This window comes from Streptomyces sp. NPDC042364, from assembly GCF_056437585.1.
The window spans coordinates 59242-74674 of the sequence record NZ_JBWKAJ010000020.1 but is presented as its reverse complement, the minus strand read 5'-3'; the positions used below and the strand labels follow the sequence as shown (position 1 = coordinate 74674).

Below are 15433 nucleotides of genomic sequence, written 5' to 3'. Positions count from 1 at the left end.
GTTCACTTCGTGAACGAATCGGCCGGGCGGTCGGTCCCCACCCGGTGGGGGCCGGCCGCTCCGGCGTCTCCCCCCTCCGCGTCGATGTGCGGGAGCACCCGGTCCAGCCGGCGCGGAGTCCACCAGGCGTGGCTGCCCAGCAGGGTCATCACCGCGGGGACCATCAGCAGGCGTACCACCGTCGCGTCGATCAGGACGCTCACGGCGAGGCCGAGACCGAGCATCTTCACCACGATGTTGTCGCTCACGATGAACGCGGCGAACACACTGACCATGATGAGGGCGGCGCAGGTGATGACGCGCGCGGTGATCTCCAGGGCGTGGGCGACCGCGCCGCGGGCGTCACCGGTGCGCTGCCAGGCCTCGTGGACGCGGGAGAGGAGGAAGATCTCGTAGTCCATGCTGAGGCCGAAGATGATGGCGAACATCATCATCGGGACGTAGCTCTCGATGGGCACCTTGCCGTTGACCCCGAGGGCCGGGCCGCCCCAGCCCCACTGGAAGACGGCGACGACCACGCCGTACGAGGCCCCGATGGAGAGGATGTTGAGGACCGCCGCCTTCAGTGCGACGAGCGGACCGCGGAAGACCGCGAGGATGATCAGGAAGGCGAGGGCGACGACCACGGCGATGATCACGGCCAGCCGGCTCGCCACGATGTCGCGGAAGTCGACCTGGGAGGCGGTGGTGCCGGTGACGTAGCCCTTGGCCTTGGTGCCGGAGACCGCGGCGGGCAGGGTGTCGTCGACGAGGCGGTTCACCAGGTCCGTGGTGTCGGCGCTCTGCGGGGACTGCGCGGAGTAGACCGTGCCGACCAGGACGTCCCCGTCCTGGGTGGGGGTCAGCGGCGTCACCGCGTAGGCGCCCTTCACGTCGTCGAGGTCCTTCTGCACGGTGCTCTGCAGGGACTGCCGGTCGGAGGACGGGACGGAGGTCTGGTCGACGACGACGGTCAGGGGCCCGTTGGAGCCCGGCCCGAAGGCGTCGGTCATCAGGTCGTAGGCCCGCCGGTCGGTGAAGGAGGTGGGGTCGGCGCCGTCCCCGATATGGCCCAGCTGCATGGAGAAGACGGGGATCGCCAGGATCGCCACGGTCACGACGCCGGCCGTCAGGAATCGCCAGGGGTGGTGTTCCACGCGCTGGGCGTAGCGGTGCCAGGTCCCCGTGACCTCCTCGCCCTCCCGGACGCCGGTCTCCGCGACGGGGCGGCGCAGATGGTACCGGTCGATGCGTCTGCCGATGAGGCCGAGCAGGGCCGGGAGCAGGGTGAGGGCGCCGGCGATCGCGGAGACGACGGTCGTCGCGGCCGCCAGCCCGAGTTTGCCGATGAAGCTCACGCCGGACGCGTACAGCCCGCCGAGGGCGACGATCACCGTGCAGCCGGAGACGAGGACGGCGTGGCCGCTGGTGGAGGCGGCCCGGCCGGCGGCGTGCACCGGGTCCGCGCCGTCCATGAGGGCCTGGCGGTGACGGGTGATCAGGAACAGGGCGTAGTCGATGCCGACGCCGATGCCGATCATGGTGGCCAGCGTCGGGGAGACGGTCGCGAAGGTGAAGGCAGCGGCCAGCAGACCGAGGCAGGCCAGGCCGCCGATCACGCTGAGCAGCGCGGTCACCAGGGGCAGGCCGGCCGCGATGACACTGCCGAAGCCGATCAGCAGGACGACGATCGCCACCCCGAAGCCGATCAGTTCGCTCATCCGGTCGTCGGCGGCGGGCCGGGCCAGTTCGCCGAGCGGGCCGCCGTACTCGACCTCGGCACCGGCCGACCGCAGCGGCTGCACGGAGTCGTCCACTCCGTCGAGGTAGCTGTCCTGGAGGGTCGACGGCTGTACGTCAAAGCGGATGGTGATGTACGCCGTCTTCTGGTCGGAGGACAGCGGACCGACGTCCGGCTGCTTCGCCTGATCGGACTGTCCCGACTGGTCGGACTGGTCGGACGACTGCGACGAGGCCGTGGTGAGCGGGTTCTGCACCGACAGCACATGCGGCAGTTTCTGCAGGTCGTCGACCGTCTCGGACATCTGGGAGCCGAGTTGGGTCAGCGGCTTGTCCTTGTCGTGCACGACGACCTGGCTGCTGTAGCCGCCGGCCGCGGGGTCGTGCTGCTGCAGAACGTCCAGGCCTTTCTGGGACTGCACCCCGGAGAGGGAGAAGTCGTCGGAGTAGTCGCCGCCGAAGGAGCGGTTGAGGACCTGGAGGGCGGCCAGCACCACCAGCCAGCCGACGATGACGATCACGAAGTGCCGGGCGCACCACTCGCCGAGTCTCCGCAGACCACTGGTTCTGCCCGTGCCCACGCCCTTGCCGTCGGAACGCCTTGCGCGCATCGCTCTCCCTGGGACGATCTCCGACCCTCATTAGACGGCCCTCACGTCACCCCGGCATCTCCTGCACCACCGGCCCCCGGATGGCGGCCCCGGCTTGACAGGCGGACGATGGGGAGGTGGGACGGAACGGAAGGAGCCGCCATGCTGGAGATCAAGACGGTCGAGAAGCCGGACGAACGGCGGGACTTCCCGCGGGGCCACCTCGAAGCGGTCCACCTCACGGGGCTCGACTTCGCCGTCGGTGTCTTCGAGCCGGGCTGGCGCTGGTCGGAGTCGGTCGCGCCGATCGCGGGCACGGACAGCTGCGAGATCCACCACAACGGCTACGTCGTCCAGGGGCGCATGCACCTCCGTATGGACGACGGCGGTGAGAGCGAGGTGGGACCGGGCGACGTCTTCGTCTGCCCGCCGGGCCATGACGCATGGGTCGTCGGCGACGAGCAGTGCGTGCTCTACGACTTCGCCGGGCAGATGGCGCAGGACTACGCCAAGGCCGCGGGCGACTGACCCGGGTGAGGGTGAGAGGGAAAGGAGGCGGGGGCGTCGGCGCCCCCGCCTCCACTCTGCCCGCGGCCCGGGCGTGATCCGAACGGCGGGCCCTACACGCCGTCGATCTCCCTGAGGTTCTCCAGCGTCGCGGTGGTGTCGGTCTTGAGCCAGTCCGTGACCTCGTCCACCTCCGGCAGGGTGACGTCGTCGTCGTAGGAGGAGGCGTACGCGCTCCAGCTCATCTCGTACGTCACCCAGCCGTCGCGTACCGCGAGCGTGGCCGAGCGGCTGCCGCTGCTGTCGTCGCCGGAGGTGGTGTCCTCCGTGACGAGGTACGCCTCGTCACCGAAGCCGCTGATCTTCTCGACCTCGTAGTCGTCGTAGCGCTGGTCGTACTCGGCCCAGCGGGCGGTGAACTCGGGGCCCGGGTCGGTCTTCTTGTGCAGTTCGAGCTCCACGGAGAAGTACGCGTCGGAGAGCGTGGACGCCGAGGACTTCTTCAGGGAGAGGCTGCAGTAGCTCTGGTCCAGGGCCTCGTGCTCCAGGGACTGGTTCACGGGGCTCGAGTCCTCCTCCGGGTACTCGTCGTCGAAGGAGGAGTGGTCCACCTCCCGGCACAGCTCGGACTTGACCTCGTATCCGCGCAGGTCCGCCTCGTCGTCGCGGCCGAGGAGGAAGACGCCCCCGGCCCACGCGGCGGAGGCGAGCACCGCGCCCAGCACGGCCCAGAGCACGGCGCGTCCGGCGCCGCCGGAGCCGGGGGCGGGGGGAGCCACGGGGTAGCCGGCGGGCGGGTAGCCGCCGGGCTGTGGCTGCCCGTAGGGGTTGTGCTGCGTGGGGACGGAGGCGGCCGGGGGGCCGAATCCGGCGGGCGACTGGGGGTTGGGGTACGGGTAGGCGCCCGGCGAGGCCGGGAGCTGCGCCTGGGTCGGTGTCTGCTGCGCGGCCGGCTGGGGCGGGGCCTGGTGCTCCGGGCCGGGCTGTCCGGGCGGTCCGGGCGGAGTCGCGGACGGCTGATCCTGCGGCTGGGGCTGGGCCGGGGCACCCTCGGGGCGGTCGGTCATCGGCTTCTCCTCATTTCGGGGGTTGCTCCGGTTCGGGGGCGCCGGTCGTCGTCCTGGGGCGGTTGTCGGGGCCCGGTGCTTTCATGGGAGTCATGACCAGCGGCAGTGTCGTCGTGGAGCGGCGGGTGGCCGCCTCTCGGGGGCGGGTGTGGGAGGCCCTCACGGACCTCGCCGGAATGGAGCGGATGCTGAGCGGCGTCGTCGGGGTGGAGGTCCTCACCGGCGGGGCGTTCGGTGTGGGCACGCGGTGGCGGGAGACCCGCCGCATGTTCGGCAGGGACGCCACCGAGGAGATGGGGGTGACCGTGAGCGAGCCGCCCGAGCGCTATGTGGTGGAGGCCCGGTCCCATGGCTCCCACTACGTCTCCACGTGGGAGCTGCGGGCCGACGGGCCCGCGGCGACGACCGTCCGGATGACGTTCACGGCGGTGCCGGCCGGTGCCGTGGCCGGTCTGCTGGCGAAGGTGCTGGGCGGGGTCGGTGCCCGTGCGGTGCGCAGGGCCGTCGTGAAGGACCTCGACGACGTGGCCGCGTGGGTGGAGGGCCGCAGGGGCTGAGTCCGCCCCTGCCGGCCGTCCCGTCGCGGTCACCCGGCCGACCTGGTCGCGTCACGAGTTGGCGCCGAGGCCCGTGGTCACGTAGGCGCACTCGGTGTAGATGTAGCCCGACTGCAGCTTGGCGGTGTCCGAGGCGGGGCTGGAGGACGTGCCGCCCTTCGGCTTGTGCAGGAAGTACGTGGTGCCGACCGGGAGGGTGATCGTGCGCTGCGGGTAGTTCTTGCCGCCGCTGCACGGCTTGAAGTTGGGGTCGATCGTGCGGGTCCAGTCGTAGCTGGTGCAGCCGCCGCAGCCCTTCAGGGTGAAGGTGCCGGTCACCGGGCCGGTGTACATGACCTGGATCTCGTCGGGGCTGTCGTTCTTGACCGTGACGGTGATGCTGCCGCCGGTACGGGTCGTGGGCAGCTTCTTGCCCGCCGCCGGCACCTCCTGCGCGATCTCGGCGGCGATCGCGATCTTCTTCGCGCGCGGCGCGTTCCTGTGCTTCTTGTTGGCCTTGACGAAGTCGTTCATCGACGTCACCGCGTCGGCGAACTCGCCGTCCTTGTACTGGGCCACGCCGCAGGTGTACACGCCGGTGGAGGCGGACCGGTCGGCCCGGGCGGCGTCGTCGGCGAGGGCCTTGTCGATGCCCGCCTTCTCCCCGGGCAGGCCCTTGACCTGGAGGCTGAGGGATTCCAGCTGCTGTACGGCGGTGCACGGGTCGTCGCCGCCCACGGCCTTGATCGCCTTGTCCACGGCCGCCTTGACGTCGGGCCCGACCTTCGCCGCCTGCTCCGAGTCGGGGAACTCGTCCAGCAGGTCGCGGAAGTGGTCGGTCCAGTCGCCGGCGCCGCTCGCGAGGGTAGCCGAGGCGCACTCGTACAGGGATGTGGCGAGCCGGTCGTCGGGCCAGGTGGACAGGGAGCCGAGGTCCTTCTTGCCCACGGTCTGCGGGACCGTGCGCAGATACTCAAGCGGCGCGATCGCGTCGCAGTACTCCTGCTCCTCGTAGGGCGCGCCGACCGTCGTGTAGAACGTCTTCAGCCGGTCCGGGACCTTCTCGGCCGCCCGCGAGTCGGGGTGGTCGGTGCTGAGGTCGTCGTAGGCGCTCAAGGCCCTGCGGTACTCGGACTGGGTGGTGCCGAAGGACTCGCCCGAGGCCTTGCGCACGAGGTCGTCGGCGGTGTCCAGGCGGTCCAGGAGCATCTGCTCGGTGGCCTCGTCACGTGCGCTCTCGTACAGCAGCGAGCCGGCGACGGGTACGCCGAGGAGCAGCACGCCCAGCGCGATCGCGAGCGGGGACTGCGCGGGCCACACCAGGCGGTTGCGCAGGCCGGCCATGGCCCCGTGGACGGCCGTGAGGACCAGGAACAGGCCGTAGACGGCCAGGGTCGCGCCGGAGACGCCGTCGGGGTCGGCCGGCAGCACCGTGAAGAGCAGGATGCCGGTGGCCACCCAGCACAGCAGCGTCAGCAGGGGGCGGCGGACGAGGGCGTAGCCGAGGCCGAGACCGCTGAGGTTGAGCAGGCCCACGCCGACGGCGCGCCAAGGGTCCGCCGGGCCGGGCGGCGGCGCGGACGGCATCGGCGGGACGACGTAGCTGTGACTCCAGCCGTCCTGGTCTCTCGTTCCGTATGGCCCGTACTGGTCTCCGGACATGTCGGATCCCCCCGTCAACTACACCCGCATGCATACGAATTGTCAGTGTACGGCTGAAAGCAGAGGGTGCGACAGCCGATTCCGGTCGCGCGGGGAAGATCGATGACCTTTCGTGACCATGGGCGCGGCGACGGCCCGGGGGGAACGCTCCCGTGCCCGGTCGCTGTGCGACGGGCCCCCGGAGAGCCTCGGGAGGGCCCGTCGCACAGCGCGCCCCTCCGCCGTGATCCGCCTCGTCCGGTGTCCGGTGCGGGATGAACTCCCGGCCGTACGAGCGAGGTTGACGGAAGCACCGGACCGGGTCCGGATGGCGGAGGGGTGCCGGTTCAACGGCTCCGCGGTTTCATCGGATCGCGCCGCGCCGGACGCGGCGGAGCAGGACGACACCGGCGAGCGCGAGAACGCCGCCGAGCGCGGCGGGCCACATCTGGGCGCCGGTGTCGGCGAGGTCACCGGTGGCCGACTGGGAGCCCGTGGATTGCTGCGACCCCTGGGAACCGTCCTGGCCGGCGCCCGCGGCGGAGGGGATGTTCCCCGCCGGGGTCTGGTCGGCGGCGGCCTCGTCGCCCTTGTCGTCGCCCTTGTCGTCGCTCTTCCCGGCCGCCTTCTCCCGCTGGGTCGCCTTCGGAGAGGCGAGAGGCTTGGGCGCGTCGGCGTCGTCCGTGGGCTGGCCCGCTTCAGCGTCCTCGCCCTGGTCCTGGTCTTGGCCCTGGTCCTGGTTCTGGTCTTGGCCCTGGTCCTGGTTCTGGTCTTGGCCCTGGTCCTGGTTCTGGTCGTCCTGGTTGCCGGGCTGGTCCTGGCCCTGGTCCTGACCCTGGCCCTGGCCCTGGTCGCCGCCGTTGCCCTGGTCGTCGCCGGGCTGCTCCTCGTCCTGGCCCTGGCCCTGGTCGCCGCCGGCGTCGCCACCCTGATCGCCGCCGTCGCCGTTGTCCTGGCCGCCGTCATTACCCTGGCCGCCACCGTCGCCCTGGCCGCCGCCGAGGTCCGCCGCGTCGCACTCGCGGTTCTCGTTGATGCAGTCGACCATCGCGCGCATCAGGCCCTCGTCGAAGACGTTGATGAAGTCGCCGTGGTCCGTGACCGGCTTGTGGACCTGCTCGGGGAAGGAGTCGACCGCGAACAGCGGAGTCGTACGGCCGCCGTCCTCGAGGCTCGGCGCGTCGACGTCGTAGACGATGCGCTGGACGAGCTGCGGAATGGCCCGGAAGCCGCCCGGGCAGCTGCCGTCGGCGGCGGCGAAGGCCACGTGCGTGCGGTGGTTGGCGCTGTCGATGTTGCGGCCGTCCCAGCAGCTCTGGAACTTGAAGGTGCGGACGACGTCGCTGCCGTCGGGGCACAGCGGGTACTTGTCCTTCAGCTGCCGGTCCTCGAACCCGGTGCAGCTCCACGAGGCGTTGGCGTTGGCCGGGCCGTTCACGAACGCCTTGGCGTCACCGGTGATGATGCGCAGCAGGCGCGGCATCTCGGTGACCTCGCCCTGCGGGCTGCCCACGAAGGTCATGGTGACCTCCTTGGGCGTCACGATCTCACCGACGTTGCCCTCGATGCCGCCGCCCGGCGAGTTGGCGTCCTGCTCGACCGTGCCGTTCTGCAGACGGAGCACGGGCCAGAAGTAGGAGGACTTGTCGTCCTGGTTCTCGCAGCTGGTCTCGGCGGCCGCGAGGTCCTCGTCGCCGGCGAAGGCGTTGTTGGCCTGGTTGCCGACGTAGTCGTGGAAGTGGTGGGCGCCGTTGCTGACACCGGGGGCGACGATGACGTTGTCCGAGTTGAACACGCCGTTCGCGTTCACTCCGCAGGCGGTGGTGAAGGAGCCGCGGGAGGCGTTCTGTCCCTCGGCCGGGCCCTGGGCGCCCGGCTGGACGGAGGTGATGTCCTGGAAGTCCGCGGCCACCGGACCGTTGCCCGCCTGACCGCCGTTGCCCTGCCCGCCCTGCCGGCCCTCCCCGCCTTGCTCGTCGCCCTGGTCCTGGCCCTGGCCCTCGCCGTTCTGGTCGCCCCCGTTCTCGTTGCCTGTCTCGCGCAGTGTGCAGGCGGCGAGGGAGTCGAGCCCCTCGGGGCGGTCCCCGACACGGTCGATGGCGATCGCGATGCGCTCGATCGTCGCGGCCCGCTTCTCCTTGAGCGGGTTCACGATCGCGTTCTCGACGAAGCCGCCGTCCTGCTGCTGGGCCTGCGCGGAGTTCTGCAGCCGCTGATAGGCCTCGGCTATCTGCCGGTCGAGCGTGGCGAGTTCGTTGTCGACCTCCCCGCGCGCCCCCTCGGGCACGTCCGTCAGCTCGCTGCCGACGTCCGGGCAGTCGATCGTCGCGGCGGCGGAGTTGGCCCACTGGCCCGACTCCTCGGTACCGCCGTCCTCGGTGGCCGACGCGTAGACGTTCGCGGCCACGAGCCCGCCTCCGCCCAAGATCAGCGCTATCGCGGCGGAGGTCGCGCGCCGTGCTCCTGTCGGGCGTCTGCGCCTGGTGGTGCGTCCCACGGTGACTCCTACAACGTCGCGGTCGGTCCGGGCATATAAAACCCCCGCCCTATACGGAGCCGGACCGCGGGGTGTTCAAGCGACTCGCGGATTCACAGGAAACTCATGGGAATCGGCATGTCGAAGGCGCTCGGGACGGCGTCGGAACCCTTCTCGGTCGTACGGCCGGGGGCAAGGCTGTCACAGGGTGTGACCCCCTCTCGCCTCCGGACGCGGGGCAGTGTAGACATGGGCACATGGTCCGTCTCCCGGGTCGATCCCGTGCTCAGTCGACCCGCCGCCCCCGTGGTCAGCGCGAGCAGGGCCGGGACGACGGCGCCCGGCGGGTACCGCACGGATCGGCCGCCGCTGACCAGGAACCGGGCTGGTGGTCTCTCAAGGGGCTGTGGTCGGCGCTGAGCGGGCGCAGTGTCGCCGGGCAGGTGTTCCTGCTGCAGGTGGTGATCGTGCTGGTGCTGGTGGTGTCGGCCGTGGTGGCGCTGGTCCTCCAGGTCCGCCACGACAGCACCAGGGAAGCGCGCAACCGTTCGCTCGCCGTCGCCGAGACCTTCGCCAACGCCCCGGGCACCAGGGAGGCGCTGAGCGCCGGAGATCCGACGGCAGTGCTCCAGCCGAGGGCGGAGGCGGCCCGGGCCCAGTCCGGGGTGGACTTCATCGTCGTGATGAGCACCGACGGGATCCGCTACACCCACCCGAAGCCGGACCGCATCGGCAAGCGGTTCGTCGGCTCCCTCGAACCGGCGCTGCAGGGCGAATCCTTCACCGAGGAGATCACCGGGACCCTCGGGCCGCTCGTCCAGGCCGTGGTGCCGGTCGAGGACCCGGGCGGAAAGGTCGTGGGGCTGGTCTCGGCCGGGATCACGACCGAGAAGGTGGGCGGGGTCGCCAAGGAGCAGCTACCGCTCGTCCTGGCCGCCGCGGCCGCCGCCCTCGCCCTCGCCACGGCGGGCACGGCCCTGGTCAGCAAGCGGCTCCTGCGGCAGACCCATGGCCTCGGCCCGTCCGAGATGACGCGCATGTACGAGCACCATGACGCCGTGCTGCACGCCGTACGGGAGGGCGTGATGATCGTCGGCGGCGGAGGCCGGCTGCTTCTCGCCAACGACGAGGCCCACCGCCTGCTGGACCTGCCCGCCGACGCCGAGGGCCAGGACGTCTCCTCCCTGGGGCTCGAGGCGCACATGGCGGATCTGCTGGCCTCCGGCCGGATCGCCAACGACGAGGTGCACCTGGTGGGCGACCGGCTGCTCGCGGTCAACCAACGGCCCACCGACCTCCAGGGCGAGCCGTCCGGCAGTGTCGCCACGCTCCGTGACTCCACCGACCTGCGTGCCCTGTCCGGCCGGGCGGAGTCCGCGCGGGGACGCCTGAAGCTGCTGTACGACGCCGGGGTGGGCGTCGGCACCACCCTGGACGTGACCCGTACCGCCGAGGAGCTGGCCGAGGTGGCCGTCCCCCGGTTCGCGGACTTCGTGACGGTGGACCTGGCTCCCGCGGCCCTCAGCGGAGAGGAACCCGAGGCGGTCACCACCTTGCGCCGCACGGCGTTCAGCGGGATCCGCAAGGACGCCCCCCTGTACAAGGTGGGCGAGAGGATCGAGCTGGTCCCCTCCTCCCCGCAGGCCCTCAGCATCGAGCGCGGCCACTCGATCCTGGAGACCGACCTCAGCAGGTCACAGGGCTGGCAGGCCCAGGATCTGGAACGGTCGGCGCAGGTGGTCGAGTACGGCATCCACTCGCTCATCGCCGTGCCGCTGCGGGTGGGCCCCCTGGTGATGGGCGTCGCCAGCTTCTGGCGCTCGGAGAAGCCGGAGCCGTTCGACCGGGAGGAGCTGGCCCTCGCCGAGGAGCTCGTCGCCCGGGCGGCGGTCTCCATCGACAACGCGCGGCGCTACACGCGCGAGCACACCATGGCCGTGACGTTGCAGCGGAGTCTGCTGCCGCGCAGCCTGCCCGAGCAGAGCGCGCTGGAGGTCGCCTACCGGTACCTGCCCGCGCAGGCCGGGGTGGGCGGCGACTGGTTCGACGTGCTGCCGCTGTCGGGCAGCCGGGTCGCGGTCGTGGTGGGCGACGTCGTCGGTCACGGCCTGCACGCGGCGGCCACCATGGGGCGGCTGCGGACGGCCGTGCACAACTTCTCCGCGCTGGACCTGCCGCCCGACGAAATCCTCGGGCTGCTCGACGAGATGGTCAGCCGGATCGACCAGGACGAGGCGGACGACGGTTCCGCCCCGATCACGGGGGCCACCTGTCTGTACGCGATCTACGACCCGGTGTCGCGGGGCTGCACCGTCGCCCGGGCCGGTCACCCGCCGCTCGCGGTGGCCGGGCCCGACGGCCGGGTCGACTTCCCCGACGTACCGGCCGGTCCGCCGCTCGGGCTCGGCGGTCTGCCGTTCGAGACGGCCGAACTGGACCTGGCCGAGGGCAGCCGGCTGGTGCTGTACACCGACGGGCTCGTCGAGGACCGGGGCCGGGACATCGACGACGGTCTGGAGCTGCTGCGTTCCGCGCTGGCCGGGGCCGACACCTCGCCGCAGGGCACGTGCCGGGCCGTGCTCGACGCGCTGCCGCCCAGCCGGGCGAGCGACGACATCGCGCTGATCGTCGCCCGTACGCGGGCGCTGGACGCCGGCCGTGTCGTCGAGTGGGAGGTGCCCGCCGACCCGGTGGCCGTCGGCCGGTGCCGCGCGGACGCCACCCGGACGCTGTCCGAGTGGGGCCTGGACGATCTGGTGTTCACCACGGAGCTGATCCTCAGTGAACTGGTCACCAACGCCATCCGCTACGGCAGCGGGCCCATCCGCGTACGACTGATCCACGACCGCCATCTGATCTGCGAGGTCACGGACGGCAGCCACACCTCCCCGCATCTGCGGTACGCGGCGACCACCGACGAGGGCGGACGCGGCCTCTTCCTGATCGCCCAGCTCACCCAGCGCTGGGGCACCCGCTACTCCCCCACCGGCAAGACCATCTGGACCGAACAGGCCCTGTCCTGAGGAAGCGAGGCCCCCCCGGGGGCACGCATCACATCGCGTCGAGGAGAGACAACGGCATGCGCATCGGACTGCTCGGAACAGGACCCTGGGCGGAGCTGGCCTACGCCCCCGCGCTGAGCGCGCACGGAGGGCTGGACCTCTCCGGGGTGTGGGGCCGGCGTCCGGAGGCGGCGAAGGCGCTCGCGGACCGGCACGGCGGGCTGCCGGTGTACGAGGACGTGGACGCGTTGTTCGCCGATGTGGACGCGGTCGCCGTCGCCCTGCCGCCGTCCGTCCAGGCGCCGCTCGCGGTGCGGGCCGCCAGGGCGGGCTGTCATCTGCTGCTCGACAAGCCGCTCGCCACCGATGTCGCGGAGGGGCGGGCCGTCGTCGAGGCGGTCGAGCGGGCGGGGGTGGCCACGGTGGTCTTCTTCACCGCCCGCTTCCAGTCGGCGACCGAGAGGTGGATCACCGAACAGGCGGCCGTCGGCGGCTGGTTCACGGCCCGTGCGGAGTGGCTGGGATCGCTGTTCGACGGAGACAGCGACAGCCCGTTCGCGGCGTCGCCGTGGCGGCGGGAGAAGGGTGCCCTGTGGGATGTCGGCCCGCACGCCCTGTCGGTGCTGCTGCCGGTGCTCGGGGACGTCGAGGAGGTCACCGCCGTGCGCGGCGCCGAGGACACGGTGCATCTGGTGCTCGTCCACACCGGTGGGGCGTCGAGCACGGTGACGCTCAGCCTCTCCGCGCCGCCCGCCGCCTCGGGGGCGGCCGCCGAGTTCCGGGGCCGGACCGGTACGTCCGTCCTGCCCCCGTCGGGCGAGGAGGGTGCCGTACCGGCACTGGTGCGGGCCGGTGACGCCCTGCTGGCCGCGGCCCGCGGTGGCAGGCCGCATCCGTGCGACGCGGCGTTCGGTCTGCGCGTGACGGAGGTACTCGCCGCCGCCGAACGGCAGTTGGCCCACTGAGCAATCCCGCCCACCGACCACGTTCGCGTTCACGTGCGCGGACGGGGCCGTGGCCGGTGCCGTACCGGGGTGGCGGTCGCTCGGCGGTCTGCCGGGGCGTGGGCGCTCGCGGTCGCGTCCGGCGGTGTGAGCCCGGCCGCTCACGGGGTGCGCCTCGCCGTCCGCGGGTGCGGGCGGCGAGGCGGGGCGTCAGACGCGGCTGCCGGTGAGGAAGCGGTCGAGGGTGGCGGTCAGTTCGGCCGGCTTCTCGACGGGCAGCTCGTGGCCGGCGTCCAGGATGCGCACTTCGGCGTCCGGGTAGGCCTTGGCCATGCGCAGCATCTGGGAGACCGGCAGCTGGATGTCGTGGTAGCCGTGCACGAGGAGGGTGGGGATGCGGATCTCGCCGAGCCGGTCCAGGACGTCGAAGGCGCGCATGGCGCCGTACAGGGTCATGACGACCTCGCGCGGGGTGGCCGATGAGGCACGGATGTACTCGCGGATCTCCTCGCGCGGGTAGCCCGGGGCGAAGGCGCGCTGGATGTTGGCGGCGACGAAGAGCTTGAACGGGACACGGGTCGAGGCGGCCATGAGCAGGCCCCGGCCGCGGCTGAAGGTCATCCGGCCGATGGAGTTGACCAGCACCATGCGCTCCACCCGGTCGGGGTGGGCGAGGGCGATGGTCTGGGAGATCATGCCGCCCATGGAGTGGCCGACCAGGACGAACCGCTCGATCTCCAGGTGGTCGACGAGCGCGAGGACGTCGTCGGCCAGTTCCGCGATGGTGCGCACCCCCGCGCCGGTGCTCTCCCCGTGCCCGCGCAGGTCGAGCCGGACCACCCGGCGCTTCTCGGAGAAGTGGGCGAGCTGGTGGTCCCAGCGGTGCCGGTTCGCCGTCCAGCCGTGGATGAGGACCAGAGGTACCCCGTCGCCGTCGCGGGGGCCCTCGTCGTCGTACGTCAGGCTCGCTCCGGCGACTTCGAGCTGCGGCATGGGGGCCTCCTGGAAACGGTCCGGTTACTGCCCGGTACGGTAACCGGCCGCGTGGCCCCTCGTCACGGTCGTGCGGGGGAAAATCCGAGGTCGAGTCGTCCGGGGGGAAACCGCGGTCCAGTGGATCCGTGGTGCCGGCCGGCCGGCGGTCGTGATGTGCGGCCGCCGTCCCGGCGACAGGACTCGCTCCCGCTCAGCCCTCGGGACCGCCGTGGATGACAGACTGACCGCATGGAAGAACGCGCATTCGGTAGGTCGGGTCAGCACGCGTCCGTGGTCGGGCTCGGCACATGGCAGCTGGGCGCCGACTGGGGAGACGTCGACGACAAGGAAGCCCTGACGGTGCTGGAGGCGGCGGCCGAGTCGGGGGTGACCTTCTTCGACACCGCCGACGTCTACGGCGACGGGCGCAGCGAGCAGACGATCGCCACGTTCCTGCGCAGCCGGCAGGACCTCCATGTGCTGGTCGCGACGAAGATGGGCCGTCGTGTCGCCCAGATCCCGGAGAACTACGTCCTCGACAACTTCCGCGCCTGGAACGACCGTTCCCGCCGCAACCTCGGCGTGGACCGTCTGGACCTGGTGCAGCTGCACTGCCCGCCCACGCCGGTCTACTCGTCCGACGAGGTGTTCGACGCGCTCGACACCCTCGTCGAGGAGGAGCGCGTCGCCGCGTACGGCGTCAGTGTGGAGACCTGCGCGGAGGCGCTGACGGCCATCGCCCGGCCGAACGTGGCGAGCGTGCAGATCATCCTCAACCCGTTCCGGATGAAGCCGCTCCTGGAGGTCCTCCCGGCGGCCGAGAAGGCGGGCGTCGGCATCATCGCCCGGGTGCCGCTGGCGTCGGGGCTGCTGTCGGGCAGGTACACCAAGGACACGGTCTTCGCCGAGAACGACCACCGCACGTACAACCGGCACGGCGAGTCCTTCGACCAGGGCGAGACGTTCTCGGGTGTCGACTACGAGAGGGGGGTCGAGGCCGCGGTGGAGTTCGCCGGGCTGACGCCCGAGGGATTCACCCCGGCCCAGCTCGCGCTGCGCTGGATCATCCAGTTGCCGGGGGTCACCACCGTGATCCCGGGCGCTCGCACTCCCGCGCAGGCGCGGGCCAACGCGGCCGCCGCCGCGCTGCCGGCGCTCTCCGAGGAGACGCTCACCGCGATCCGGGACCTGTACGACCGTCGTATCAAGGACCAGGTCGAGGCCCGCTGGTAGGTCGCCCGGCCGGGGCCGCAGCGGAGTTCCGCGGCGCTCGGGAGGCAGCGGCCCACGCCGCTGCCTCCCGAGCGCCGTACCGCGTCGGCGTGCGGCCGGAGGGTCAGATGCGTCCGCCGGTGAGCCGGGTCAGCGGGCCGTGCACATGGCGTTCCGACCGGCGTCCGGCCAGGTAGGAGGCGGCGGTCAGCGCGGTCAGGCCCGCGCCGACGCCCGCGGCGACGAGCTTGCGGTGGGCGAGGACGGTCACCGCCGTCCTGGCGGTGGCGGCCACCTGCCCGGAGGCCTGCACGACCGCCTGGCGGCCCGCCTCCACGCCCTTGACCGCGCTCTGCACCGCGCTGCCAGCGGAGTCGGCCGCGCGTCCGGCCCCGTTCTTCGCGGCTGACGCCGTGTCACCCGCCTTGTCCGCGGCCTTCTTGGCCGTGCTGGTGGCCGGGGCGGTCGCCTTGCCGGCCGTGCGGCGCGCCTTGGCGGCGGTCGTCTCGCGGGACGCGGTGGTGTCGTTGGAGTCCTTGTTCGTTCGATTCATGGAATCCGCGTTGCCGTTCACCGCCCGCGCAAACACATGACGTCCACACCCGTGGCCGATGCCTCGCTCCCTCCGCCGCCCCGGCCTCCTGACGAAGGCCCCCCATGCCATAAGATCGCCTTATGAGGTCATAGACCCGACCCGCGTACCAGGTAAGGGTTGCCTTAGCTTAGGGTTGCCGTCGAGTCGCTTGTCTCCGCTCGAAGGGAAT

The 15433-nt window shown here is 71.8% G+C and carries 11 protein-coding genes; 5 read left to right on the top strand and 6 right to left on the bottom strand.

The features are described 5' to 3' along the window. Positions 1–2: 2 nt before the first annotated feature. On the bottom strand, positions 3–2330 hold the full coding sequence (locus AC067N_RS30820) for an MMPL family transporter (RefSeq protein ID WP_478682179.1): 2328 nt from the start codon (positions 2328–2330) through the stop codon (positions 3–5). Between the two features lie 141 nt (positions 2331–2471). On the opposite strand from AC067N_RS30820, the gene AC067N_RS30815 reads away from it, so the two are divergent. Further along, positions 2472–2837 carry a cupin domain-containing protein gene (locus AC067N_RS30815; protein WP_478682178.1) on the top strand — a complete coding sequence of 122 codons (366 nt, stop codon included), beginning with the start codon at positions 2472–2474 and terminating at the stop codon, positions 2835–2837. Positions 2838–2929: 92 nt separating this feature from the next. Here the strand turns inward: AC067N_RS30815 and AC067N_RS30810 are convergent, their stop codons facing one another. Then, entirely contained in the window at positions 2930–3883 is a 954-nt protein-coding gene (locus AC067N_RS30810; RefSeq protein ID WP_478682177.1) for a hypothetical protein, read from the bottom strand. Between the two features lie 92 nt (positions 3884–3975). Here AC067N_RS30810 and AC067N_RS30805 point away from each other — a divergent pair, with 92 nt between their 5' ends. After that, positions 3976–4440: an SRPBCC family protein gene (locus tag AC067N_RS30805; RefSeq protein ID WP_478682176.1), complete on the top strand. Its 465-nt coding sequence runs from the start codon at positions 3976–3978 to the stop codon at positions 4438–4440. Between the two features lie 51 nt (positions 4441–4491). On the opposite strand, the gene AC067N_RS30800 is transcribed toward AC067N_RS30805, so the two are convergent. Together AC067N_RS30800 and AC067N_RS30795 are read right to left on the bottom strand one after the other, a co-directional pair. Further along, positions 4492–6081: a hypothetical protein gene (locus AC067N_RS30800; RefSeq protein WP_478682175.1), complete on the bottom strand. Its 1590-nt coding sequence runs from the start codon at positions 6079–6081 to the stop codon at positions 4492–4494. 343 nt (positions 6082–6424) lie between these two features. Further along, entirely contained in the window at positions 6425–8467 is a 2043-nt protein-coding gene (locus tag AC067N_RS30795; RefSeq protein ID WP_478682174.1) for a DUF1996 domain-containing protein, read from the bottom strand. Positions 8468–8793: 326 nt separating this feature from the next. Between AC067N_RS30795 and AC067N_RS30790 the strand changes: the two genes are divergently transcribed. Further along, a complete protein-coding gene (locus tag AC067N_RS30790) occupies positions 8794–11559 on the top strand; it encodes a SpoIIE family protein phosphatase (protein ID WP_478682173.1) in 2766 nt (921 codons plus the stop codon). Positions 11560–11615: 56 nt separating this feature from the next. Continuing rightward, the gene (locus AC067N_RS30785) at positions 11616–12503 is read left to right on the top strand and encodes a Gfo/Idh/MocA family protein (RefSeq protein WP_478682172.1); all 888 of its coding nucleotides are present in this window, start codon (positions 11616–11618) and stop codon (positions 12501–12503) included. A gap of 189 nt (positions 12504–12692) precedes the next feature. On the opposite strand, the gene AC067N_RS30780 is transcribed toward AC067N_RS30785, so the two are convergent. Continuing rightward, a complete protein-coding gene (locus tag AC067N_RS30780) occupies positions 12693–13475 on the bottom strand; it encodes an alpha/beta fold hydrolase (protein WP_478682171.1) in 783 nt (260 codons plus the stop codon). A gap of 231 nt (positions 13476–13706) precedes the next feature. Here AC067N_RS30780 and AC067N_RS30775 point away from each other — a divergent pair, with 231 nt between their 5' ends. Then, positions 13707–14690: an aldo/keto reductase gene (locus AC067N_RS30775; RefSeq protein ID WP_478682170.1), complete on the top strand. Its 984-nt coding sequence runs from the start codon at positions 13707–13709 to the stop codon at positions 14688–14690. Positions 14691–14793: 103 nt separating this feature from the next. Here the strand turns inward: AC067N_RS30775 and AC067N_RS30770 are convergent, their stop codons facing one another. Further along, a complete protein-coding gene (locus AC067N_RS30770; protein WP_478682169.1) occupies positions 14794–15258 on the bottom strand; it encodes a hypothetical protein in 465 nt (154 codons plus the stop codon). Positions 15259–15433 lie beyond the last annotated feature (175 nt).

Bases quoted from the DNA above. Each gene is read 5' to 3' on its own strand.
- AC067N_RS30790 (WP_478682173.1), top strand. From the start codon at position 8,794: ATGGTCCGTCTCCCGGGTCGATCCCGTGCTCAGTCGACCCGCCGCCCC.
- AC067N_RS30780 (WP_478682171.1), bottom strand. From the start codon at position 13,475: ATGCCGCAGCTCGAAGTCGCCGGAGCGAGCCTGACGTACGACGACGAG.
- AC067N_RS30800 (WP_478682175.1), bottom strand. From the start codon at position 6,081: ATGTCCGGAGACCAGTACGGGCCATACGGAACGAGAGACCAGGACGGC.
- AC067N_RS30785 (WP_478682172.1), top strand. From the start codon at position 11,616: ATGCGCATCGGACTGCTCGGAACAGGACCCTGGGCGGAGCTGGCCTAC.
- AC067N_RS30805 (WP_478682176.1), top strand. From the start codon at position 3,976: ATGACCAGCGGCAGTGTCGTCGTGGAGCGGCGGGTGGCCGCCTCTCGG.
- AC067N_RS30810 (WP_478682177.1), bottom strand. From the start codon at position 3,883: ATGACCGACCGCCCCGAGGGTGCCCCGGCCCAGCCCCAGCCGCAGGAT.
- AC067N_RS30820 (WP_478682179.1), bottom strand. From the start codon at position 2,330: ATGCGCGCAAGGCGTTCCGACGGCAAGGGCGTGGGCACGGGCAGAACC.
- AC067N_RS30815 (WP_478682178.1), top strand. From the start codon at position 2,472: ATGCTGGAGATCAAGACGGTCGAGAAGCCGGACGAACGGCGGGACTTC.
- AC067N_RS30775 (WP_478682170.1), top strand. From the start codon at position 13,707: ATGGAAGAACGCGCATTCGGTAGGTCGGGTCAGCACGCGTCCGTGGTC.